This is a genomic window from Ornithinimicrobium pulveris (assembly GCF_050261105.1).
Lineage (GTDB): Bacteria > Actinomycetota > Actinomycetes > Actinomycetales > Dermatophilaceae > Ornithinicoccus.
The window spans coordinates 1,606,752-1,627,592 of the sequence record NZ_CP189837.1; the positions used below are offsets into that span (position 1 = coordinate 1,606,752).

18 protein-coding genes, 4 tRNA genes and 2 pseudogenes are annotated in these 20,841 nt (G+C 68.5%); 10 read left to right on the plus strand and 14 right to left on the minus strand.

Annotated elements, in window-relative coordinates:
- Positions 1-36 precede the first annotated feature (36 nt).
- Both ACQBAT_RS07365 and ACQBAT_RS07370 read right to left on the minus strand, forming a co-directional pair.
- Positions 37-828 (minus strand): dihydropteroate synthase, encoded by a 792-nt coding sequence (locus ACQBAT_RS07365; RefSeq protein ID WP_420748692.1) that lies wholly within the window; start codon positions 826-828, stop codon positions 37-39.
- Positions 822-1,274 (minus strand): pyridoxamine 5'-phosphate oxidase family protein, encoded by a 453-nt coding sequence (locus tag ACQBAT_RS07370; protein ID WP_420748693.1) that lies wholly within the window; start codon positions 1,272-1,274, stop codon positions 822-824. Before ACQBAT_RS07370 ends, ACQBAT_RS07365 begins: the two co-directional genes overlap by 7 nt.
- Before the next feature lie 52 nt (positions 1,275-1,326).
- Between ACQBAT_RS07370 and ACQBAT_RS07375 the strand changes: the two genes are divergently transcribed.
- Positions 1,327-2,211 (plus strand): PPK2 family polyphosphate kinase, encoded by an 885-nt coding sequence (locus ACQBAT_RS07375; protein WP_420748694.1) that lies wholly within the window; start codon positions 1,327-1,329, stop codon positions 2,209-2,211.
- 3 nt (positions 2,212-2,214) lie between these two features.
- Here the strand turns inward: ACQBAT_RS07375 and glgX are convergent, their stop codons facing one another.
- Positions 2,215-4,344 carry a glycogen debranching protein GlgX gene (gene glgX / locus ACQBAT_RS07380; protein ID WP_420748695.1) on the minus strand — a complete coding sequence of 710 codons (2,130 nt, stop codon included), beginning with the start codon at positions 4,342-4,344 and terminating at the stop codon, positions 2,215-2,217.
- 70 nt (positions 4,345-4,414) lie between these two features.
- Between glgX and ACQBAT_RS07385 the strand changes: the two genes are divergently transcribed.
- The 5 genes from ACQBAT_RS07385 (at position 4,415) to ACQBAT_RS07405 (ending at position 6,129) form a co-directional block, all read left to right on the plus strand.
- Entirely contained in the window at positions 4,415-5,467 is a 1,053-nt protein-coding gene (locus tag ACQBAT_RS07385; protein ID WP_420748696.1) for a YihY/virulence factor BrkB family protein, read from the plus strand.
- 88 nt (positions 5,468-5,555) lie between these two features.
- Positions 5,556-5,628, plus strand: a tRNA-Gly gene (locus tag ACQBAT_RS07390).
- Between the two features lie 27 nt (positions 5,629-5,655).
- Positions 5,656-5,726: transfer RNA gene (locus ACQBAT_RS07395), tRNA-Cys, on the plus strand.
- A gap of 31 nt (positions 5,727-5,757) precedes the next feature.
- Positions 5,758-5,832, plus strand: a tRNA-Val gene (locus ACQBAT_RS07400).
- Between the two features lie 144 nt (positions 5,833-5,976).
- Positions 5,977-6,129 (plus strand): hypothetical protein, encoded by a 153-nt coding sequence (locus ACQBAT_RS07405; RefSeq protein WP_420748697.1) that lies wholly within the window; start codon positions 5,977-5,979, stop codon positions 6,127-6,129.
- Positions 6,130-6,141: 12 nt separating this feature from the next.
- On the opposite strand, the gene ACQBAT_RS07410 is transcribed toward ACQBAT_RS07405, so the two are convergent.
- The 3 genes from ACQBAT_RS07410 to ACQBAT_RS07420 all read right to left on the minus strand — a co-directional run bounded on the left by ACQBAT_RS07410 (position 6,142) and on the right by ACQBAT_RS07420 (position 8,489).
- Entirely contained in the window at positions 6,142-7,269 is a 1,128-nt protein-coding gene (locus tag ACQBAT_RS07410; RefSeq protein ID WP_420748698.1) for an N-acetylglucosamine-6-phosphate deacetylase, read from the minus strand.
- A 49-nt stretch (positions 7,270-7,318) separates the two neighbouring features.
- Positions 7,319-7,951 carry a LuxR C-terminal-related transcriptional regulator gene (locus tag ACQBAT_RS07415; RefSeq protein WP_420748699.1) on the minus strand — a complete coding sequence of 211 codons (633 nt, stop codon included), beginning with the start codon at positions 7,949-7,951 and terminating at the stop codon, positions 7,319-7,321.
- Between the two features lie 334 nt (positions 7,952-8,285).
- Positions 8,286-8,489, minus strand: a complete 204-nt coding sequence (locus ACQBAT_RS07420) for a hypothetical protein (RefSeq protein WP_420748700.1) — start codon at positions 8,487-8,489, stop codon at positions 8,286-8,288.
- Positions 8,490-8,607: 118 nt separating this feature from the next.
- Here ACQBAT_RS07420 and galK point away from each other — a divergent pair, with 118 nt between their 5' ends.
- Complete coding sequence (galK, locus tag ACQBAT_RS07425; RefSeq protein ID WP_420748701.1) at positions 8,608-9,807, plus strand: galactokinase; 1,200 nt, start codon at positions 8,608-8,610, stop codon at positions 9,805-9,807.
- 26 nt (positions 9,808-9,833) lie between these two features.
- Here galK and ACQBAT_RS07430 read toward each other — a convergent pair whose 3' ends face one another.
- The 4 genes from ACQBAT_RS07430 to pta form a co-directional block, all read right to left on the minus strand.
- Positions 9,834-10,589 carry a hypothetical protein gene (locus ACQBAT_RS07430; protein ID WP_420748702.1) on the minus strand — a complete coding sequence of 252 codons (756 nt, stop codon included), beginning with the start codon at positions 10,587-10,589 and terminating at the stop codon, positions 9,834-9,836.
- Positions 10,570-10,737, minus strand: coding sequence for a hypothetical protein (locus tag ACQBAT_RS07435; RefSeq protein WP_420748703.1), 168 nt, complete (start codon positions 10,735-10,737; stop codon positions 10,570-10,572). Before ACQBAT_RS07435 ends, ACQBAT_RS07430 begins: the two co-directional genes overlap by 20 nt.
- Before the next feature lie 196 nt (positions 10,738-10,933).
- Positions 10,934-12,145 carry an acetate/propionate family kinase gene (locus tag ACQBAT_RS07440; RefSeq protein ID WP_420748704.1) on the minus strand — a complete coding sequence of 404 codons (1,212 nt, stop codon included), beginning with the start codon at positions 12,143-12,145 and terminating at the stop codon, positions 10,934-10,936.
- Positions 12,146-12,150: 5 nt separating this feature from the next.
- The gene (gene pta / locus ACQBAT_RS07445; protein ID WP_420748705.1) at positions 12,151-14,283 is read right to left on the minus strand and encodes a phosphate acetyltransferase; all 2,133 of its coding nucleotides are present in this window, start codon (positions 14,281-14,283) and stop codon (positions 12,151-12,153) included.
- Between the two features lie 52 nt (positions 14,284-14,335).
- On the opposite strand from pta, the gene ACQBAT_RS07450 reads away from it, so the two are divergent.
- The 3 genes and pseudogenes from ACQBAT_RS07450 to ACQBAT_RS07460 all read left to right on the plus strand — a co-directional run bounded on the left by ACQBAT_RS07450 (position 14,336) and on the right by ACQBAT_RS07460 (position 17,080).
- The gene (locus ACQBAT_RS07450; protein WP_420748706.1) at positions 14,336-15,268 is read left to right on the plus strand and encodes an aminotransferase class IV; all 933 of its coding nucleotides are present in this window, start codon (positions 14,336-14,338) and stop codon (positions 15,266-15,268) included.
- 75 nt (positions 15,269-15,343) lie between these two features.
- A tRNA-Val gene (locus tag ACQBAT_RS07455) sits at positions 15,344-15,417 on the plus strand.
- 389 nt (positions 15,418-15,806) lie between these two features.
- Positions 15,807-17,080: pseudogene (locus ACQBAT_RS07460) on the plus strand (IS256 family transposase).
- 72 nt (positions 17,081-17,152) lie between these two features.
- Here ACQBAT_RS07460 and ACQBAT_RS07465 read toward each other — a convergent pair.
- From ACQBAT_RS07465 to ACQBAT_RS07480, 4 genes and pseudogenes are all read right to left on the minus strand, one after another.
- On the minus strand, positions 17,153-17,458 hold the full coding sequence (locus ACQBAT_RS07465) for a metal-sensitive transcriptional regulator (RefSeq protein ID WP_420748707.1): 306 nt from the start codon (positions 17,456-17,458) through the stop codon (positions 17,153-17,155).
- Between the two features lie 19 nt (positions 17,459-17,477).
- Positions 17,478-19,671 (minus strand): annotated as a pseudogene (locus ACQBAT_RS07470) (heavy metal translocating P-type ATPase).
- A 65-nt stretch (positions 19,672-19,736) separates the two neighbouring features.
- Entirely contained in the window at positions 19,737-20,357 is a 621-nt protein-coding gene (locus ACQBAT_RS07475) for a YdhK family protein (RefSeq protein ID WP_427001109.1), read from the minus strand.
- A 95-nt stretch (positions 20,358-20,452) separates the two neighbouring features.
- Complete coding sequence (locus ACQBAT_RS07480) at positions 20,453-20,788, minus strand: YHS domain-containing protein (RefSeq protein ID WP_427001108.1); 336 nt, start codon at positions 20,786-20,788, stop codon at positions 20,453-20,455.
- Positions 20,789-20,841 lie beyond the last annotated feature (53 nt).

A 20,841-nucleotide genomic window follows, 5' to 3' on the forward strand; every position in this document is an offset into this window, starting at 1 on the left:
CATCGCGAGGCGAGGATCGCCTGGTCTGCGTCGCCGTCAGGTCAGCAGGCTGACGACCTTGGCGACGTCGGGGTCGTGGCAGCGCAGCAGATCGGCCCCGTGCTCGACCGAGAGTGCGGCGAAGGTGACCGTGATCCACAGGTCCGGAAGTCGTGGCACTGCCACGAGCAGCGGAGCACCGACCGCGGCGGCGAGCTCACGGGTGCGGCGGATCGCGGAGACCTGGTAGTGCCGGAACTCGCTGTAGGGCACGGGATACGAGAAGCCGATGCCAGCGTCAGCGATGACCTCCTCGACACCCAGGTCGTGGAGCAGCCGGAGGTTGGAGCGCAGGCCGTCGGCGAGGCGGGCGGACAGATCGGACTCGATGTCGAGGTCGTGGACCTCGGTCGTGGAGTCCCGCGGCGTGAAAGCGGTGATGACGCTGGGCCTGGTCTCGGCGAGGGCGGCCTGGACGTCGTCCCGGAACAGCCCACCGCTGAGATTGACGATGCTGGCGCCCTCGCCACAAGCGGCCCGGATCACCTCGGCGCGGGAGGTCTCGATGCACACGCTGTGCTCCTCGGCCACGAGAGCCCGCACCACCGGAAGGAGGACCGCCAGCTCCTGATCCTTATCGATCCGGCGCACGCCATAGTGCGAGGACTGGGCGCCGAGGTCGACGGCGGTGAACCCGGCGGCGCGATACTCCTCGGCCAGTCGGAGGGCAGCCTCGGGGGAGTCGGCGTAGCGCAGGACGTCGGGCTTCTCGTTCATCAGGTTGATGACGCCGAGCAGGTGTGGGGGCAGGGGAGTGCCTGGCCGGTCGGTCGGCTCCTGCGTCAGCATGTCCAGACCCCGTCCTTCATCACGGTCTTGCCGTCGTGCTCCTCGATCTCCGCCCAGACGGCGACCGTGCGAGGCTCGAGCACGAAGTAGCGGAAGTCTCCCTCGCTCAGCTGCGGATCCCAGTCGGCCTGGCGGGCAAACTGGTCCCGGATCTCGGCGGGCGCCTCGGCGACAGTGTGGTGAGCCTCGACCCGGCCGGTGATGAGGACCACGTCATGGGTCTGGCCGAAGGCCAGCCGGACGGTGCTGCCGGCCTGCAGGTTGCGCGAGGTGGCCGACCCTGCCCCGGTGCACACGAGCACCCGGCCGTTCAGTACGGCATACGACATCGGGATCAGGGACGGCAGCCCGCGGGGAGAGGCCGTGGAGACCCACACATGCGCCCGTTCGCGGGCGAGATGGGCGAGGGCGTGGGCCTTGCGGCTCTGGCAGTCCCGGGGTGGCACGAGGTGACTCTAACGCGGGCGTTCGACCCACCCGCCGTGGCATCATCGGTCGATGGCGAAGAAGAGTAAGAACAAGTCCGACAAGGGATCCCAGCCCTCGGCGACGCCGTTCACCGACGCGCTGAAGGTGAGTGAGGGTTTCGTGCTGGCCGACCTGGACACCCGGGCGACCCCCGCCTTCGACGGGAAGAAGAAGGACGGGCAGGCGGCGCTGGCCGACTACGACGACGAACTGTCCACGCTGCAGGAGAAGATGTATGCCGCCAGCGTGGGCGGTGACTCCCGGCGCCGCGTGCTCCTCGTGGTCCAGGGCATGGACACCTCGGGCAAGGGCGGCATCATGCGTCACGTCGTCGGCCTGGTCGACCCGCAGGGCGTGCAGATCACCGCCTTCAAGCAGCCGACCGCCGAAGAGCTGAGTCATCCCTTCCTGTGGCGCATCCGCAAGCGGCTGCCCGAGCCCGGCATCATCGGCGTCTTCGACCGCTCGCACTACGAGGACGTGCTCATCGTGCGGGTGCACGACCTCGTGCCGCCGCAGCAGTGGGCCCGTCGCTACTCCACGATCAACGACTTCGAGCAGGGACTGGTGGACGACGAAGTCACCGTCATCAAGGTGATGCTCCACATCTCCTCCGACGAGCAGAAGGACCGGCTCGCGCGTCGGCTGGACCGCGATGACAAGCACTGGAAGTTCAACCCCGGTGACATCGACGAGCGCAAGCACTGGCCCGCCTACCAGGAGGCCTACCAGGAGGCGCTGGAGCGGTGCAGCACGGACGCGGCGCCCTGGTTCGTGGTGCCGGCGGATCGGCGCTGGTACGCCCGCCTCGCCGTCCAGCAGCTGCTGCTTGAGCACCTGCGCGCCCTCGACCTGGGCTGGCCGAAGGCAGACTTCGACGTCGAGCACGAGAAGGAGCGGCTGGCCCGCACCTGACGCTCAGTCGGCAAGCAGCTCCGGTTGCGGGGTGGCCTGCAGGACCACCACCGCGCGCGGCGGCATTTCGTAGGTCTCGCCGGTCACCCACGGCAGGTCGTCGTCCACGTCGTCGCCGCTGGTGTCGACCACGACCCGCCAGGTCGTCGCGTCGATGCCCGACGGCACCGTGAAGGGCACGGTCTCGTGGTGACCGTTGAAGAGCAGCAGGAAGTGGTCGTCCACGACCGGGCGTCCGCGCTCGTCCTTGTCCGGGATCGCCTCGCCGTTGAGGAAGACGATCACGGCCTGCTCGTGGGTCAGCCAGTCCGCCGAGGTCATCACCTCACCGTCAGCGGTGTACCAGACGATGTCGCCGAGCTCGCTCTGCCCACCGTGGTCGGCATCGCCGGCGAAGAAGCGGCGACGCCGGAAGACGGGGTGGTCGCGGCGCAGCCGGATCACGCTGGCCGTGAAGTCGAGCAGCTCGGCGTCCTCGGGACCGAGATCCCAGTCCATCCAGGACAGCTCGTTGTCCTGGCAGTAGACGTTGTTGTTGCCCAGCTGGGTGCGGCCCATCTCATCGCCGTGGGCCAGCATCGGCACGCCCTGGGAGAGCAGCAGGGTGGCCAGGAAGTTCTTCTGCTGGCGCAGGCGTAGGGCGTTGATCTGCGGGTCGTCGGTCGGCCCCTCGGCGCCGTGGTTGAAGGAGCGGTTGTGCGACTCGCCGTCCATCCCTCCCTCGGCATTGGCGTCGTTGTGCTTCTCGTTGTAGGACACCAGGTCCCGCAGCGTGAAGCCGTCGTGGGCGGTGATGAAGTTGACCGAGGCGATCGGTCGGCGGCCGCTGTGCTCGTAGAGGTCGGAGGAGCCGGTAAGTCGGCTGGCGAACTCGGCCATGGTGGCTGGCTTGCCGCGCCAGAAGTCCCGGACGGTGTCGCGGTACTTGCCATTCCACTCGGTCCACAGCGGAGGGAAGTTGCCGACCTGGTAGCCGCCGCCGCCGAGGTCCCAGGGCTCGGCGATCAGCTTGACCTGCGAGATCACCGGGTCCTGCTGGACCAGGTCGAAGAAGGCGGACAGCTTGTCGACCTCGTGGAACTGACGGGCCAGGGTGGCGGCTAGGTCGAACCGGAAGCCGTCCACGTGCATCTCGGTCACCCAGTAGCGCAGCGAGTCCATGATCAGCTGCAGCACATGCGGGTTGCGCATGAGCAGGCTGTTGCCCGTGCCCGTGGTGTCGTAGTAGTGCGCCTTGTCGGCCTCGACCAGCCGGTAGTAGCTGGCGTTGTCGATGCCACGGAAGGACAGCGTCGGGCCCAGGTGGTTGCCCTCGGCCGTGTGGTTGTAGACGACATCGAGGATGACCTCGATGTCCGCCTCGTGCAGCGCCTTGACCATCGACTTGAACTCGGTGACCTGCTGGCCGCGGTGCCCGTATGCCGAGTAGCCGTTGTGCGGGGCCAGGAACCCGATCGTGTTGTACCCCCAGTAGTTGGACAACCCCTTGTCCTGCAGGTGCGGGTCGTCCACGAACTGGTGGACCGGGAGCAGCTCGATCGCCGTCACCCCGAGGGAGGTGAGGTGGTCGATGACCGCGGGGTGGGCGACACCGGCGTAGGTGCCGCGGATCTCCGGCGGCACGTCGGGGTGGTTCATGGTCAACCCGCGGACGTGGGCCTCATAGATGACGGAATCGGCATACGCATGCCGGGGCGGGCGGTCATAGCCCCAGTCGAAGAACGGGTTGACCACGACCGAGAGCATCGTGTGCGGCGCGGAGTCGTCGGTGTTGAAGGAGTTCGGCTCGCCGAAGTCGTAGCCGAAGAGGCCCTGGTGCCCGCGGATCTGCCCGGAGACCGCCTTGGCGTAGGGGTCGAGCAGGAGCTTGTGCGGGTTGAACCGGTGCCCGTGCTCGGGATCGTGGGGGCCATGCACGCGGTAGCCGTAGCGCTGCCCGGGCTGGCAGTTGGGGATGTAGCCGTGCCAGACGTGGGCGTCGACCTCGGTGAGGGGAACGACGACCTCGCGAGCGCGTTCGCCGATGAGGCACAGGTCGACGGCGGTCGCGTGCTCGGAGAAGAGGGCGAAGTTGACGCCGCGTCCATCGAAGGTCGCGCCGAGGGGGTAGGCGCTACCGGGCCAGACGTCCATGGGTCCCTTTCGGTCGGGGGTGGGGCGTGGGACCTCGTTGTCGCCGAGGCAAGAGTCTACGGTGAGTGCTGTGACCGAGGGCCTCTCCACGCGGCAGCGTGCGCGGCGCGTCCTGGCGGTGATCCCGGGGGCGGTGCCGCTGGCGCGCCTGATCGTGGAGACCGTGATGGTCGCCTTCCGCTATCGCGCGACCGGGTTGGCGGCCGAGGCTGCCTTCTTCCTGCTGCTCTCGCTGCCTCCGCTGCTGCTGGCGCTCGTGGCCGGGGCGGGTTTCGCGGGCCAGTGGCTCGGGGACGACACCCTGGCCAGGATCAGCGGCGCGCTGGAGACCTGGTCGCTGACCTTCCTCACGCCGGAGACGGTGGAGGAAGTGATCATGCCGACCTTCCAGCAGACGCTGTCTGTCGGCCGAGCGGACATCCTGTCCGTGGGCTTCCTGATCGCCCTCTGGTCCGGATCCCGGGCGCTGCACATCTTCCTCGAGACGATCTCGATCATGTACGGCCAGGGCGGGGACCGCAGCCCGATCATGGCGCGGATCCTGTCGCTCACGTCCTACGTCATGACGATGTTCGTCATGGGGCTGACGCTACCCCTGCTGCTCATCGGGCCTGGGTATCTGTTGCGCTGGCTGCCGAACGAGCTGGACTGGCTGGTGGAGCTGTACTGGCCGCTGGTGGGAGTGCTCGGCATCGTCAGCCTCACAGGGCTCTTCCATGTGGCCACCCCGGAGCGCTCGCCCTACTTTCGAGACCTGCCGGGTGCCGTCCTCACGGTCGTCTTCTGGGTGGTCAGCTCCATCGTGATCCGACGGTGGGCCGAGTCGGCGGCGGGGGGCTTCTCGCTCTTCGGCCCGCTCACGGTGCCGATCATCCTGATGGTCTATCTGTACTTCCTCGCCTTCGCCGTCATGGTCGGCGCCTCGCTGAACGCCGCCATCCGCCGGTTGTGGCCGCCACCGGAGTACCGCGGCCCCCGCGCTCGGGCCAGCGAGTGGTGGGAGGAGCGTCGCCTCTCTCGCGAGCAGCGCCGGGCCGAGCGGGCCGCTCGCCAGCGTCCCGCGACCGACGACGAAGAGGCCGACGACATCGCCGGAATGGACGGCATACCGGGCCCTCGCTGAAGCGATCGGGACACGCCGACCTGCGGATTTGGCACCGGGGGAGTGGTGGGTTAATGTTTTCTCTCGCGCCACCAACACGGTGACGCAGGCGGACGTAGCTCAGTTGGTAGAGCGCAACCTTGCCAAGGTTGAGGTCGCCGGTTCGAGCCCGGTCGTCCGCTCTGAGGCACAACCACCAGATGCCTCATGGTGGCGTGGCCGAGAGGCGAGGCAACGGCCTGCAAAGCCGTCTACACGGGTTCAAATCCCGTCGCCACCTCGCAACTCACGTACAGTCACGCACAACGCTCGGGCGATTGGCGCAGTGGTAGCGCGCTTCCTTGACACGGAAGAGGTCACTGGTTCAAACCCAGTATCGCCCACCAGCACGACACAGCCCCTGACCAGCGGAAACGCGGTCAGGGGCTTGGTCGTTTGAGGGGGAGTCCTGGCACCCGCTGGCCTTTCGGACGTGCACAACGTTCGATTTGCGCTCTGAGAGGGCGGATTCGCCCGTTGTGCATGTTCGAGTGACCGGCCTGAGGGCGCTGACCGCCCGCGCCGAGACCTACGCGCCCGTCACCAGGACCCAGATCCCCGAGCCCACGACGGGTGTCCCAGCGCGGCTCGCGGTGCGCACGGTGGTGGACAACCCCGCCGAGATCGGAGCAGGACTGACCTAGCTCGGCCAGCGATCACGCCAGGTCCACAACCCGCAGGTCCGCGTCCAGGGCGAGCCAGTCATCAGACCCGACCTTCAGCTCACCGGCCTCCCAGCCCATCGCGATCGCCGGCAGCCGCGTTGCGGCATCCAGCGCCCGCCCCACCGGCACCCCGCTGGCCACCGCGGTCCGCACCGCCCGGTCCATCGTCAACGTGCTGCCCGCGATGGACCCGCCCCCGGCTAGGCGGGCCACGCCGTCCACGACGTCCACCGCCAGCGACCCCAGTTGATACGCACCATCAGCGGACCCCGCCGCTGCCATCGCGTCGGTCACCAGCAGCACCTGGGACCGAGCGCTCCGGCTGAGGAGCTCCAGCACCGCCGGATGCACGTGCACACCGTCGGCGATGAGCTCCACCGCGACCCGGTCATCGGCCAGCGCGGCGACGATCGGCCCGGGGGAACGGTGGTGGATCGGCCGCATCGCGTTGCACAGATGCGTCACCTGGCGGGCCCCCGCCTCCACTGCCGCCCGAAACTGCACTTCGTCCGCGTCCGTGTGCCCGATCGCCACCACCACGCCGGAGCGAGTCAGCAGGTCGATGGCCTCCATCGCTCCGGGCAGCTCGGGAGCGATGGTCACCATCGTGAGCTTCCCGTCGGCCGCCATGAGCAGCCGTTCCACATCCTCCAGGCGCGGCTGGGTGAGGAGCTCCGGGTCATGGGCACCCCGGTGCAGCGGGCTCAGCCACGGTCCCTCCAGGTGGATTCCCGCCACCGTCGCGTTGTCGACCAGCGGGACCAGACACTGCACCTGCCGCTCAAGTTCATCGATCGAGGCTGTCACCAGGGAGGCCATGACGTGGGTCGTGCCATGCCGGCGATGCAGCGTGGCCGCCGCGGCCACCTCCCTCGGGTCAGCGGTCGCGAAGGTGTGCCCGCCGCCGCCGTGGCAATGCACGTCGACGAACCCCGGGATGAGGTATGCCGTGTCCACCTCGACCGGCCCCGGCGCCGCTCCCGTGCCCAGGTCGGTGATCATCCCGCCCAGCTCCTCCACCCAGCCGGCCGCGAGGGTGCCGTCCGGCTGCAGCATGGCAGGGGAGGACACGAGGCGTCCGCGCGGACGGAAGCCCTCAACGCTGGTGACGGTGCTCATCACGCCGAGCCTAGTGAATGGGGGCGTCGCCGCCTGATCGCAGGCCGCGTCAGCGGTCGCGGTCGGGGAGCATGTTGTGCTCCATGCCCCAGCGGACCGCCTCCGAGCGTCGGGTCACCCCGATCTTGCGGTAGGCCGTGCGGATGTAGCTCTTGACGGTGTTCGGCGAGAGGTACACGGTCCGGGAGATGTCGTCGTTGGTCAGCCCCTGGGTGATGAGGGAGATCATCTCGGCTTCACGTGCCGAGAGTCCGTGCTGGGCACCGGGCCACTCGCCCTGCACGGGCAACGTCTCCTCGTTGGCTGGCGGCGTGGGAACGACGACCTCACCAGCAGCGATCCCCTCGATGGCGGCGACCAAGGACTCGGGCGTCATGGTCTTGGTCAGGTAGCCGGCGCAGCCCTTCGACAGCGACTCGCGGACCAACGTCTCGTCGCACTTCCAGGTGTAGACCACCACCCGGCCCGCCGTTGATGAGGCGATCAGCTGCTCCACCTCAGGGTTGCCCACCTCGGTGCGCCCGAAGGTGTCAAAGAGCGTGACATCGACGGGGGAGTCCGGCTCATCACGCACCTGCGTGTGCACGACCTCAATCCGGTCAGCAAAGGGCGCCAGCATCCGGGCCAGGCCCTGGACGACGATTTCGTAATCGTTGACGATGGCGATCTTGACTGCTCTCACAACCCTCAACTCTAAGCGACGCTGCGAAACTGACCTGCCAGCAATCCCCACCCCTTCGGGCGCACCCGCAGGGGGGTATCTGGGCGTGCTGATGCTGAGGAGCATGCGAACCAGTTCGCCGCAGGTCGGTGGCGAAAGCGACCGGAAGTGGGCACAACATGAAGCCTGGTGCGACGGGTAAGCGGATCACTCGCCGAAGGAGATCGTGCGTTTCGGCATCTCATCCTGTTCTTCTTGGGGCAACGGCACTTCGTCGCCGGCATCGCGACCACCGGCTCCAAAGGCTGAGAGTCCGTGCGGACGTGGGCCCCTTGGAGTCCGTGGGGAGCGCGCCTCAGAGCTCGGGCGGCGGCTCGAAGAGGTCGACGCGCGGGGGGTGCAGGATCGACCGAGCCACATTCTTGAAGTCCATCCGGTCCAGCATCATGGCCGCCTCCTCATCGGTGAGGTCGTAGGCGTGCGCCAACATCCGGACATGCTCGGTATAGAAGGCGTGGAGCTTGTCCACGCCCTTGATGAACTCGAGTTCTTTGGACAACGCGTGCCTCCTGACGACGTCTGGTGAGCCTAGGCGGCCAGGATGACGCCGGGGTGTCCGGCGAATGAACAGTGGAGCCGCCCGCGAGGCTCGGCTCGCGAGACATAGGCTGGCGCGCATGCCCGACCTCACCTGGCTGCCACCCGCCGACGACGACGCCACTGCGGAGGCCCTCAGCAGCCGGTTCACCGCGCGGCTGGGCCGCCTCCCAGATGGCGTCTGGGCCGCACCGGGTCGGGTCAACCTGATCGGCGAGCACACCGACTACAACAACGGCTACTGCCTCCCGCTCGCCCTGCCCCACCGCACCTACGCCGCGGTCTCCGCGCGCGATGACGGCATCCTGCGGATCGGCTCGGTGCAGAAGAGCCATGGCTGGGAGGGCCGGGTCGAGGACGTGCGCCTGGGGCGTCCGCCTGGCTGGCCCGCGTATGTCGCAGGCGTCGCCGCGATCTTCGCCGAGCAGGCCGGCGCGGGGGAACTCGGCGCGGACGTTCTCGTCGACGGCCACGTGCCGCTCGGTGCCGGCCTGTCCTCCTCTGCGGCGCTGTCCTGCGCGGCCGGGTTGGCGCTGCGCGATCTGGTGCCTGCCCTGGCGCAGCTCGACCCCGCAGACGTCGCTGCCGCCTGCATCCGGGCCGAGAACGAGGTGGCCGGCGCCGCCACCGGCGGGATGGACCAGACCATCGCGATGCGCGCCGTCGACGGCCACCTGGTCCTGCTCGACTGCCAGGACTTCTCCGTGGTCCCGGTCGCCTGGACACTGCCCGACCACGAGGTCCTGGTCATCGACACCCGTGCCCACCACACGCTCGCCGACGGCCAGTATGCCGTTCGCCGACAGACCTGCGAGGTTGCCGCCGCGACGCTCGGCGTGCGTTCTCTGCGGGAGGTCACGACCGAGCAGTTGCTCGACGGGCAGGTGCGCGCGCTGCTCGCCCAGATCCCGGACGGGGCGGCCCGGGTCCGTCACGTGGTGACCGAGAACGCTCGCGTGCTGGAGCTGGTGTCAGGTCTGCGGGAGCAGGACGCAGCCACCGTCGGTGAGTTGATGACCGCCTCGCACCGGTCGTTGCGCGATGACTACGAGGTCTCCTGCCGAGAGCTCGACCTCGCGGTGGACGCCGCGATCGACGCAGGTGCCGCCGGGGCCCGGATGACCGGTGGCGGTTTTGGGGGATCCGCCATTGCTCTGGTGCGCCGTGAGGAGGCCGAGTTGATCGCCGAGGCGGTCGTGGGCGCCTTCACCGATCAGGGGCTGGAGGCCCCGCACCTGCTGGAGGCCGTGCCGAGCGGCCCCGCGCGCCGTCTGCGCTGAAGCCCGTCGGGCACCGCGCCGATCCGTCACTGACCGAAGGTGACCTCGAAGTCTTTCGGGCTGAACGTCTTGACCGAGGCTCCAGCGACCAACTCGTTGACCTCAGCCACGAGCGCCACCGAGATCTCGACTTTCTCCATCTCCGCCGGGACGTCAAAGATCACGTGACGCCGCTGGTTCCACCAGCGCCCTTCCTGGTTGACCTGCGGCTCGTCCTCGACCTGCCAGGTGAGCGTCGTGTTGCTGAGCGACCAGCCAGCCTTGTCGGAGTCCACGCTGTATTCGTACTCGACGATCAGCCACATCCGTCCCTCGTCCGCCCAACGCTCGGGGCCGATGTCCGTGGGCACGTGGGGCGTGATCCGCGCGGACCGGAGGCGCACGTCAGCAGTGAACTCTCGTTCGTCGCCAGGGACGGGGCCGAGGGAGACCACGTCGCTCAGGTCCTGGCGCAGCACCCGGCGCAGATAGGTGTCGGTCAGGGGATCCTCGACCCGTTCGAGGGTCTCGAGATCGAACGTCTGGCTGTGCCCGTCCGGGGTGATCAGCAGCGACGCTCCCGTTCCGCCACTGGGCAAGCTGGCCAGGAAAGATGTGTCGGCGCTCTGTCCGAAAGAGGTCTCCGAGACGTTCTTCACCAGTCGCCGCGAACCGTCAGACTCCAGATACACCTCGGTAGGTGGTGGGTTGGTGTCGTCACCGGAGATGAAGGCCAGGTCGATGACGAAGAACTCCTCACCCTCGGCGGGGACGTACTCCTCCTCAGGCTGCTGGATGTCCATCCCACGCACGTGCTCCGCGCTCACTGTCCTCCGCGGCAGCTGCGGGCTGCTCAGCGGTCGTCTCCTCGGCATCGCCGGAGCCGCCGCAGGCGGACAGGAGGAGGCCAGCGACCAGCACGGTGCTCAACTGTCGGCGGACTGGGGTCATGGCGCACGTCCTCGAGGTAGGAGGGAAGAAGTGCGCTCACCGTAGGGGGGAGTGACAGCCGCCCGAGCAGCAGAATCGTCAGGTCCGCACGAGTCCGGACAATCCCGGACGAGCACCCGGACACTCACGCCGGACAGTCACCCTGGACGACGGCTCCGCACCCTCCGCACGACTGTGCCGCGCGGAGTGCGAGAGGTCAGCGTCCCTCGACGACCTCGGCCGCCTGGCGGGCGATCTCCCACTCCTCGTTGGTCGGCACGACCCACACCTCCACGGCGGAGTCCTCCGTACTGATCCGACCGCCCTCGCCACGAGCGAGCCCGACGTTGGCGGCCTCGTCCAGCTCCGTACCCAGGAAGCTGAGGCGACGGACCACCTCGGCACGCAACTCACCGTCGTTCTCTCCGACGCCGGCGGTGAAGACGAGCACGTCCAGGCCACCCAGCACCGCGGCATACGCACCGACGTAGTGGAGCAGTCGGTGGACGACGACCTGGAAGGCGAGCTCTGCGTCGGCGTCTCCGACCTCGCGGCGCTGCTGCACCTCGCGGAAGTCGGCCGACCCGGTGAGCCCGAGCAGCCCGGACTCCTTGGACAGCGCCCGGTCGACCTCCTCGATCGTCAGGCCCCCGCTGCGCGCCAAGTGCCCAGCGACCCCCGGGTCGAGGTCGCCGCCCCGGGTGCCCATGACCAGCCCTTCGAGCGGAGTCAACCCCATCGAGGTGTCCACCGACCGACCGCCGTCGACAGCGGTCGCGCTGGCGCCATTGCCCAGGTGGAGGACCACCGTGCGCAGTTCGTCGAGCGGCCGCTCCATCAACTCTGCGACCCGGCGGGAGACGTAGGCGTGCGAGGTCCCGTGGAAGCCGTAGCGACGCACGCGGTACTGCTCCCGCCAGGCGCGAGGAACGGCATACGTGGACGCGGCCGGCGGCATGGTCTGGTGGAAGGCGGTGTCGAAGACGGCGACCTGAGGCACGTCCGGGAAGGCCTGCTGGGCGGCCAGGATGCCCTCCAGGTTGCCCGGGTTGTGCAAGGGCGCAAGCGGCACCAGCTGCTCGATCGTGATCAGCACCTCGGGCGTCACCACGGTCGGGTCGGCGAAGTCGGCTCCGCCGTGCACCACCCGATGCCCCACCGCGAGCAGGTCGATCTCGCCCAGGTCGGGGCCGTGCTCGGCAAAGGCCGCGGTGAGCAGTCGCAGCGCCGTCGCGTGATCGGGGATCGGAAGCACCTCGTCATAGGTCGTGCCCCCGACGGTGTGGTGCACCTCGCCGCGCGGCAGGCCGATCCGCTCGATCAGGCCCTTGGCGGTCGCCTCGCCCGTGACGGGGTCGACCAGTTGGTACTTCACCGAGGAGGACCCGGCGTTGACGACCAAGACCGCTGAGGTGGGGGTGGACGACATACGGATCAGCCCTTCGCCTGGATACCGGTGATGGCCACGGTGTTGATGATGTCGCGCACGGTCGCGCCGCGGGACAGATCGTTGACCGGCGCGTTCAGCCCCTGCAGGACCGGCCCGACCGCGACTGCCTGGGCGCTGCGCTGGACGGCCTTGTAGGTGTTGTTGCCGGTGTTGAGGTCCGGGAAGATCAGCACGGTCGCGCGTCCGGCCACCGGGGAGTCCTTGAGCTTGGTCGCGGCCACGGCGGGGTCGACGGCGGCGTCGTACTGGATCGGGCCCTCGACCAGCAGCTCCGGTGCCCGCTCTCGGACCAGCTCGGTGGCGGCCCGCACCTTGTCGACATCAGCGCCTGCCCCGGACCCGCCGGTGGAGTAGGACAGCATCGCCACGCGGGTCGCGACCCCGAACTGGGCGGCGGTCTGCGCCGAGGAAATCGCGATGTCCGCCAGCTGCTCGGCGCTCGGGTCGGGGTTGATGGCACAGTCGCCATAGACCAGCACCCGGTCGGCGAGGCACATGAAGAAGACGCTGGAGACCACCGAGACACCGGGTGTGGTACGGATGATCTCCAAGGCCGGCCGGACGGTGTGCGCTGTCGAGGTGATCGAGCCTGACACCATCCCGTCGGCCAACCCCTGGTGGACCATGAGCGTCCCGAAGTAGGCCGGGTCAGCGACCATCTCGTGCGCGTTGTCCAGGCTGATGTTCTTGTGCGCGCGCAGGCGGGCGTACTCCTGGGCGAAGCCGTCGCGCCACTCACTGGTCTGAGGGTCGACCACCTGAGCCGCGTCCACGGTGTGGTGCAGGCCGAGTGAGGACGCCCGCTCCCGCACCTCGTCCTCGCGCCCCAGCAGGGTGAGTCGCGCCATACCTCGGGCCAGGAGGGTGTCGGCCGCGCGCAGGATGCGGGGCTCGGTGCCTTCGGGGAGCACGATGTGCGCATCGGCCGCGCGGGCGCGGGCGGTCAGCTCGTGCTCGAACATCAGGGGAGTGACGACGCGGTCCGGGCGGCCCGCGCCCGCGGTTTCGGCGCCGGCGGCAGCGTCGGCGTCGGCGGAACCGAGCAGCCGATCGACGTCCACGTGGTTGTGCACCAGGGACCGAGCCCGCTCGATCTTGCGGTGCGAGCGGGTCCCGATCCGACCTTTCACCTCATGCATCGCCATCGCAGTGCTCATCGTGCCGCTCTCGCAGGTGACGATCGGCAGCTCGACGCCGATGCCCTCGACCAGGCGCATGACCTGCGGGCTGGGCAGGAAGCCGCCGTTGAGCACGACCGCGGCCAGTGAGGGGAAGGTGGAGGAGCGGTGGGCCAGGATCGTGGCGATCAGCACTTCCTCGCGGTCTCCTGGGCAGATCAGCACGCAGCCCTCGAAGAGGCGGTCGAGCACGTGCGGCATCGTCATGCCGGCCACCACCATGCCGGTGACCTCGCGGTCGAGGAGCACGTCGTCGCCGAGCAGGAGCGTGCCGTTGGCGGCTCCCATCAGGTCGTGCACCGTTGGCGCGCTCAGGAGAGTGTCGCCAGGGACGGTGAAGACGATGGGGGCGCGGCCGCCGCCGGGATCGCCGCCGACGCGCTCCTCGAACTGCCCCCGGATCTCCTCGACCATCTCCTCCGGCACCCGGTTGGCGATCACCGCCGCTACCTCGGCGTGCCGGGACCGCGCCTCCTGCACCGTGAGGTGCGCGGCGGTCGCCGACTCCTCGGCCGGGCGGTCGAAGCAGGGCACGATCAGCACCATCGGCGCGCCCAGGTGGGCGGAGATCTCGGCGTTGACCGAGAACTCGGTGGGCGCCGGCACACCGGTGAAGTCCGAGCCGACCACCAGCACCGTGTCGTGCTCGGCGGCGAAGGCGTGGAAGCGGTCGACAGCGCGCCCGATGGCGGCCTCGGCGCCGCGGTGCACCTCGTCGTAGGTCACGCCGACCCCCGCCTCCGGACCCACCGGGGAGGTGGACAGCGGGTGCAGCAGCTCGATCAGTGGGTCGTGGGTGGGGTCGAGCACGATCGGCCGGAAGACACCGACCCGCCCGCCCCGGGCGCACAATTCGGCCAGGAGCCCGACGGCCAGGGCCGACTTGCCCGACTGGGATTCGGCGGAGGAGAGATACAGGGCGCTCACGGGTGACGGCATACCCCAAGCCTAGGTGTGTGACCGGGGTCACCGGGTGGCAGAGTGTGCGCCCATGAGCAACTCCCCGCACCCCACCACGCCCGGTATGCCGCAGCCCCGGGTCTGGGTCGACGGTCACCTGGTCCAGGGCCGGCCGTCCTTCGACGCGCTGGATCACGGGATCACCGTGGGGGATGGGGTCTTCGAGACCGCGAAGGTGGTCGACGGGCAGATCTTTGCCCTGACCCGGCACCTGGACCGGATGGACCGTTCGCTGGCCGGACTGGGGCTGGAGCCGCTGGATCGGTCTCGTGTGCAGCTGGGTCTGGAGGCGGTCCTCGACGTCGGGCCGATCGCCTTCGGCCGGATCCGGTGGACGGTGACAGCCGGACCGGGACCGCTGGGCAGCGACCGGGCCGTGGGTGCGGCGACCTACCTGGTGACCGCGGTGGAGCAGGACCCGCCGGGGCACATCACGACCGTCGCGGTCGTGCCGTGGGTGCGCAACGAGCGCAGCGCCCTTGCGGGGCTGAAGACCACCTCCTATGCCGAGAATGTCGTGGCCCTGGCCGAGGCGAAGCGGCTCGGCGCGACCGAGGCACTCCTGGCCAACACCCAGGGCCGGCTGTGCGAGGGCACCGGCTCCAACGTCTTCGTCGTGATCGATGGAGTCGTGCACACGCCGTCCTTGGCCGAGGGGCCGCTGGCCGGCGTGACGCGGGAACTGACCATCGAGTGGCTGCGCGAGGAGGGGGTCGAGGTCGTCGAAGGGGAGATCCCGATGACGGCCCTGGCCACGGCCGAGGAGATCTTCGTGACCTCAAGCATCCGTGACGTCGCCGCCGTGGAACGGGTTGAGGTGGCGCAGGCCACCCGGACGCTGGGTGGCCTGGAGCTGTCGGCTCCCCTGGATGCCCCCCGCGATCTTGGCGACGCGCCCGGTGCGGTGACCGCCCAGGCTCAGGAGATCTTCACGCGGCGAGCTGCGGAGACGCTGGACCCCTGAGCGGTCCGTGCGATCCCGAATTTCGTGATCGCGCCGACGACAGGCTAAAGTGCACAGTCGCGCGACAGCGCATCCGGACGTGTAGCTCAGCTGGTTAGAGCGCTCGCTTCACACGCGAGAGGTCAGGGGTTCGAGTCCCTTCACGTCCACCCCGCGCACAAGGCTCGAACCCTTGCCAATGGAATCGTTGGCTGGGGTTCGGGCCTTGTCGCCGTTCTGGGTCCAGTTGAGGGCATTGGCGTTGACCTCGGGGTCAAGGAGCATCTCGAAGGGCCGGTTGTTCTCGACGCGGAGTTCGTTGTCTTCGTCGATGTAGACCTTGGTGAAGAAGGCTTGGTTGCACAGGCGCCGGTTGGCGTCGTCGCACCGTTGGTAGATGTCGGCGCAGTTGGCCAGGAGTCCGAGGGCGTCGTCGAGGTGGGCGCGGGCGACGGCGTAGTCGGGGACTGTCCGCCAAACGGTGTTTCTGGCCTGACACGCCGGCACCGCTGGCGGGGAAGGTCACATGATGACCGAGAAGATCACGAGCGTGAGCTCGATGCCGAAGGAAGTGAAGAAGACGACCTCGCGCAGCGAGGCCGAGCAGGCCGCGGTCCGGGAGCTGGTCAAGGCCGCCCGGGCACGTGGTGAGGACCTGACCGGCCCGGACGGGCTGCTCAAGTCGATCACCGCCACCGTCCTGGAGACCGCGCTGGAGGAGGAGCTGACCGAGCACCTCGGCCACGAGAAGCATCAGGCACCGTCGGCGGGGAACGGCAACATCCGCAACGGCACCCGGCCTAAGACGGTGCTGACCGACGCTGCCGGGGAGGTGACGATCGCGGTGCCGCGGGACCGGGCCGGCACGTTCGAACCGGTGATCGTCAAGAAGCGACAACGGCGGCTTTCGGACGTGGACGCGGTCGCGATCAGCCTGTTCGCCAAGGGCCTGACGACCGGTGAGATCTCCGCGCACTTCCACGAGGTGTACGGCGCCAGTATCAGCAAGGACACGGTCTCGAGGATCACGGACAAGGTGCTGGAGGAGATGGCTGCCTGGGCCTCGCGTCCTTTGCAGCCGGTGTACGCGGCGATCTTCATCGACGCGATCTACGGAAGGTCCGCGACGGCCAGGTCGGCAACCAGCCGTTCTACGCCGCGATCGGCGTGGACCTGGCCGGTCGCCGAGACGTCCTGGGGCTGTGGGCCGGGCAGGGCGGTGGTGAGAGCGCGAAGTTCTGGATGAACGTCCTGGCTGACCTGAAGAACCGCGGCGTGGCCGATGTGTTCTTCATCGTCTGCGACGGCCTCAAGGGCCTGCCGGACAGCGTGAACGCGGTCTTCCCGCAGGCGATCGTGCAGGCCTGCGTGATCCACCTCATCCGCGCCACGCTGCGCTACGCCAGCCGGAAGTACTGGGACCAGCTGGCCAAGGACCTGCGCCGCATCTACACCGCACCCTCGGTTGAGGCGGCGTGGGCGGCGTTCGAGGAGCTGGAGGAGAAGTGGGGCAAGCCCTACCCGGCCATCCCCAGGATGTGGAGAGCGGCGTGGGAGGAGTTCATCCCCTTCCTGGCCTATGACGTGGAGATCCGCCGGGTGCTGTTCTCCACCAACGCCATCGAGAGCTTGCACGCTAGGTACCGGCGGGCGGTCACCGTGCGCGGGCACTTCCCGACCGAGCAGGCCGCGCTCAAGTGCCTGTACCTGGTCACCCGCGGGCTGGACCCCAAGGGCACGGGGCAGGCACGATGGACCATGCGGTGGAAGCCCGCGCTCAACGCTTTCGCCGTCACCTTCGCCGACCGCATGCCGGCCGCGGAGAACCTCTGAGATGAACGCCAGAACCACCGTTCATCGGACAGACCCCGCGAGATCTCCTCAACGCGTTGCGCATGACCTCTCCTACGACTTCACGAGTCGGGCGATGGCGGCGGAGGCTTCTTTGAGCTTGGTGTCTGCTTGGGTTCCTCCTTCGCGGACTGCGCTGGTGACGCAGTGTTGGAGGTGGTCATCGAGCAGGGCGAGGGCTACGTTTTCTAGGGCGGAGGTCATGGCGCTGATCTGGGTGAGGATGTCGATGCAGTAGGTGTCCTCGTCGATCATGCGGTGGATGCCGCGGGCTTGTCCTTCGATGCGTTTCATCCTGGCCAGGTAGCGGTCTTTGTCGCTGATGTAGCCGTGGGAGGCCTCGTGGGTGCTGGTGTTCATTTTTCATGGCTTTCTCGGGTCAGGTACGGTCGAGGATTCTGTCGGCGCTGGCTTCGGGGGTCAGGTCGAGGCGCCGCAATAGTTGAGCGTTGAGGGCGACGACGACGGTGGAGACTGACATCAGGATTGCGCCGATGCTCATGGGTAGGACGAACCCGATCGGTGCCAGGACCCCGGCGGCCAGGGGGACGGCCGCGAGGTTGTAGCCGGCGGCCCACCAAAGGTTCTGCTTCATTTTGCGGTAGGAGGCGCGGGAGAGTTCGAAGACCGAGAGCACCGAGCGGGGGTCGGAGGAGGCCAGGATGACTCCGGCGGAGCCGATGGCGACGTCGGTACCGGCGCCGATCGCGATGCCGACGTCGGCCTGGGCCAGGGCGGGGGCGTCGTTGACACACGTCGTCGCCGACCATGGCGACCTTGCGGCCCTCGTCCTGTAGTTCGGCAACCTTGGCCGCTTTGTCCTCGGGTCGCACGCCGGCGAAGACGCGGTCGATGCCGAGGTCCTTGGCGACGGTGTCGGCCACGGCTTGGGCGTCGCCGGTGATCATGACCACCTGCACGCCGCGGGCGTGGAGGGCGTCGACTGCGTCGCGGGATTCGGGGCGGATCTCATCGGCCAGCCGCAGCGCTCCGATGACGTCCCCGTCAGCCAGGACGTGCAGGATGATCGCGCCCTCCTCTCGCCAGGTCTCGGCGATGCCCAGCTCGTCACGGTCGTGCTGTTCGAGCAGGTAAGGGCCTCCGACCTCGACCACCGTGCCGGATCCGTCGGAGGCGACGGTGGCCTTGACCCCGACCGCGGGGGAGGATGAGAAGTCGCTGGCCTTGGGCACTGACAGGTCTTTATCCCGCGCGGCTCTGACGATCGCCCGGGCGAGCGGGTGCTCGCTGTCGGACTCGGCGGCCGCAGCTAAAGCGAGGATCTCGTCGGCGTCGCGGCTGCCCGCAGGGTCGACAGCGGTGACGGTGGGCTCGCCCTTGGTCAGGGTGCCGGTCTTGTCGAACAGCACCGCATCGACCGTCCGCATGGATTCGAGCGCCAACCGGTCTTTGACGAGGACGCCGCCGCGGGCGGCGCGTTCGGTGGCGATGGACACCACGAGCGGGATTGCCAGGCCCAGGGCGTGCGGGCAGGCGATCACCAGGACGGTGATCGTGCGCACCACCGCGGCGTCCGGCATCCCGAGCAGGGCCCAGACGATCGCGGTGATCGCCGCCGCGCCCAGGGCGAACCAGAACAACCAGGCGGCCGCGGTGTCGGCGATCCGCTGCGCCCGGGAGGAGGACGCTTGGGCGTCGGTGACGAGCTTCTGGATGCCGGCCAGGGCTGTGTCATCACCGATCGCGGTGACCTCGACTCGAACCCCGGAGTCGGTAGCGACAGTTCCGGCGACGACGTGGTCGCCGTTCTCGCGGCGGACGGGTTTGGATTCGCCGGTGACCATGGACTCATCCATGCTGGCGGAGCCGTCGACGATCTTGCCGTCGGCGGGGACCGAGGAGCCGGGACGGACGATCACGACATCTCCGACCGCCAGGTCGGCCGGGGCGACCTTGACCACCTCATCGCCCTCGACCTTCTCGGCCTCATCGGGCAGGAGCGCGGCGAGGGAGTCCAGGGCGGAAGTGGTCTGTGCCAGGGAGCGCATCTCGATCCAGTGGCCCAGCAGCATGATGACGACCAGCAGCGCCAGTTCCCACCAGAAGTTCAGCTCATGGTCCAGGATGTGCAGGGTGGCGCCCCAGGAGGCGATGAATGCGACTGTGATGGCCAGCCCGATCAGCAGCATCATGCCGGGTTTGCGGGAGCGGATCTCGCTGATCGCGCCGGTTAGGAACGGCCATCCGCCCCAGAGGTAGATGAAGGTGCCCAGGATCGGGGAGACCCACCACACCCATTCGGCCTCGGGTAGGTGGTATCCGACGAGGTGGGCGAACATCTCGTTGAGCCCGACCACGGGGATGGCCAGGATGAGCATGATCCAGAACAGTCGGCGGAACTGCCCGACGTGATCACCGTGCCCGCTGTGGCCTCCGTGACCGGCGTGGGCATCGTGCCCACTGTGCCCGTGATGATCGTCATGCCCGGGCTCGTGCTCGTTGTGAGCGCTGCGCTCGCTGCCTACCCCGTGGGGGGTGTGGTCAGGGTCGGTGGCGGGTTCTTTCGTCCCGTGGCCTGAATGGCCGGAATGGTCTGGGTGGTGGTTGGTCATGCTCTGCTCGGCTTCCTGGTGTGCTGCGCTCCGGTGGCGGGGTGCTGCTGGGGTATGAGGGGTGGTCAGGGTGAGGGGTCGATCTCGCTTTCGGTGACCCACTTGTGGTTGGTCATCGCCATCCCGTCGGCTTCGAAATCGACGACGTACACGGTCTCCTGGGTCGAGGAGGCGATGGTGGCGGTGGCACCGTCCATCCCGTCCATGTGTGCCGCAGCCAGGGTGACCTCGGTTCCATCGGCCAGGCGCTCCTGGCCGACGTTCTGGAGCTCTTCGTGGACGACCCACTGGTGGTCGGTGACCGGGTCACCGCCGGTGGTGGGGGTGTAGTCCACGGCGTAGGTGTAGGTGTCGTAGGCACTGACGATGGTGGCGGTGGCGCCGTCCATGCCGGGCATGTGGTCCGCGGCTAGCACTACCTCGCTGCCGACCGGGTAGAGCGGGTCAGTTGCCTTGCTCATGCCCTCAGGCACCGGTCCACCATCGGCGGGGTGGTCGTGGCCATCACGGTCTTGACCAGCCTCGCCCTCAGCCGTGGTGTCGTCCGTGGTGTCACCGTTGTTGTGGTTGCCGTGGTCCTGGGCGCCGCCGGGGCTCTCGTCGTTGTTGTCGCTGGCGCAGCCCGCCAGGACCAGCGTCGCGGCCAGCGCCCCGGCGGCCAGGGTGGTGGTGAGTGTTCGGGTCATGAGAGGTGTCCTTTCTGCGATGTCACGGGCGGAGTCAGGGGGGGGAAACCGCGCTGGCGCAGGTGGTCAAGGTGTCTGGTTTCGCAGGTGGTGGGTCAGGCGGCGTTCGCGTACCGGTCGGGGTCGGCGTCGAACAGGGGGCCGCAGGCGGCGCAGCAGAACCAGTACCGCTGGCCCTGGTAGTCGCGGAAGAGGCCCTCGGCTTCGGCCTGGGACTTGATCACTGGGGTGCCGGCCATGACCAGGCATTCGGTGACGTCGTCGCTGTCCGCGTCGGTGAGGTCCTCGGTCTTGGGTGCGTGGCCGCAGCACCCGCCATCCGAAGCAGGGGCGGCCGTGGTGTCGGTCAGGGGCAGATCCTGGTGATCGTTGGTGTCCTGGTCCTGGTTGCCGTTGTTGTAGTCGTCGTTGTTGTGGTGGTGTGCGCTCATCGTGATGTCCTTTTCTGTCGTGTCTCTTCTGACGGCTTGTTTCTGTGGATGGG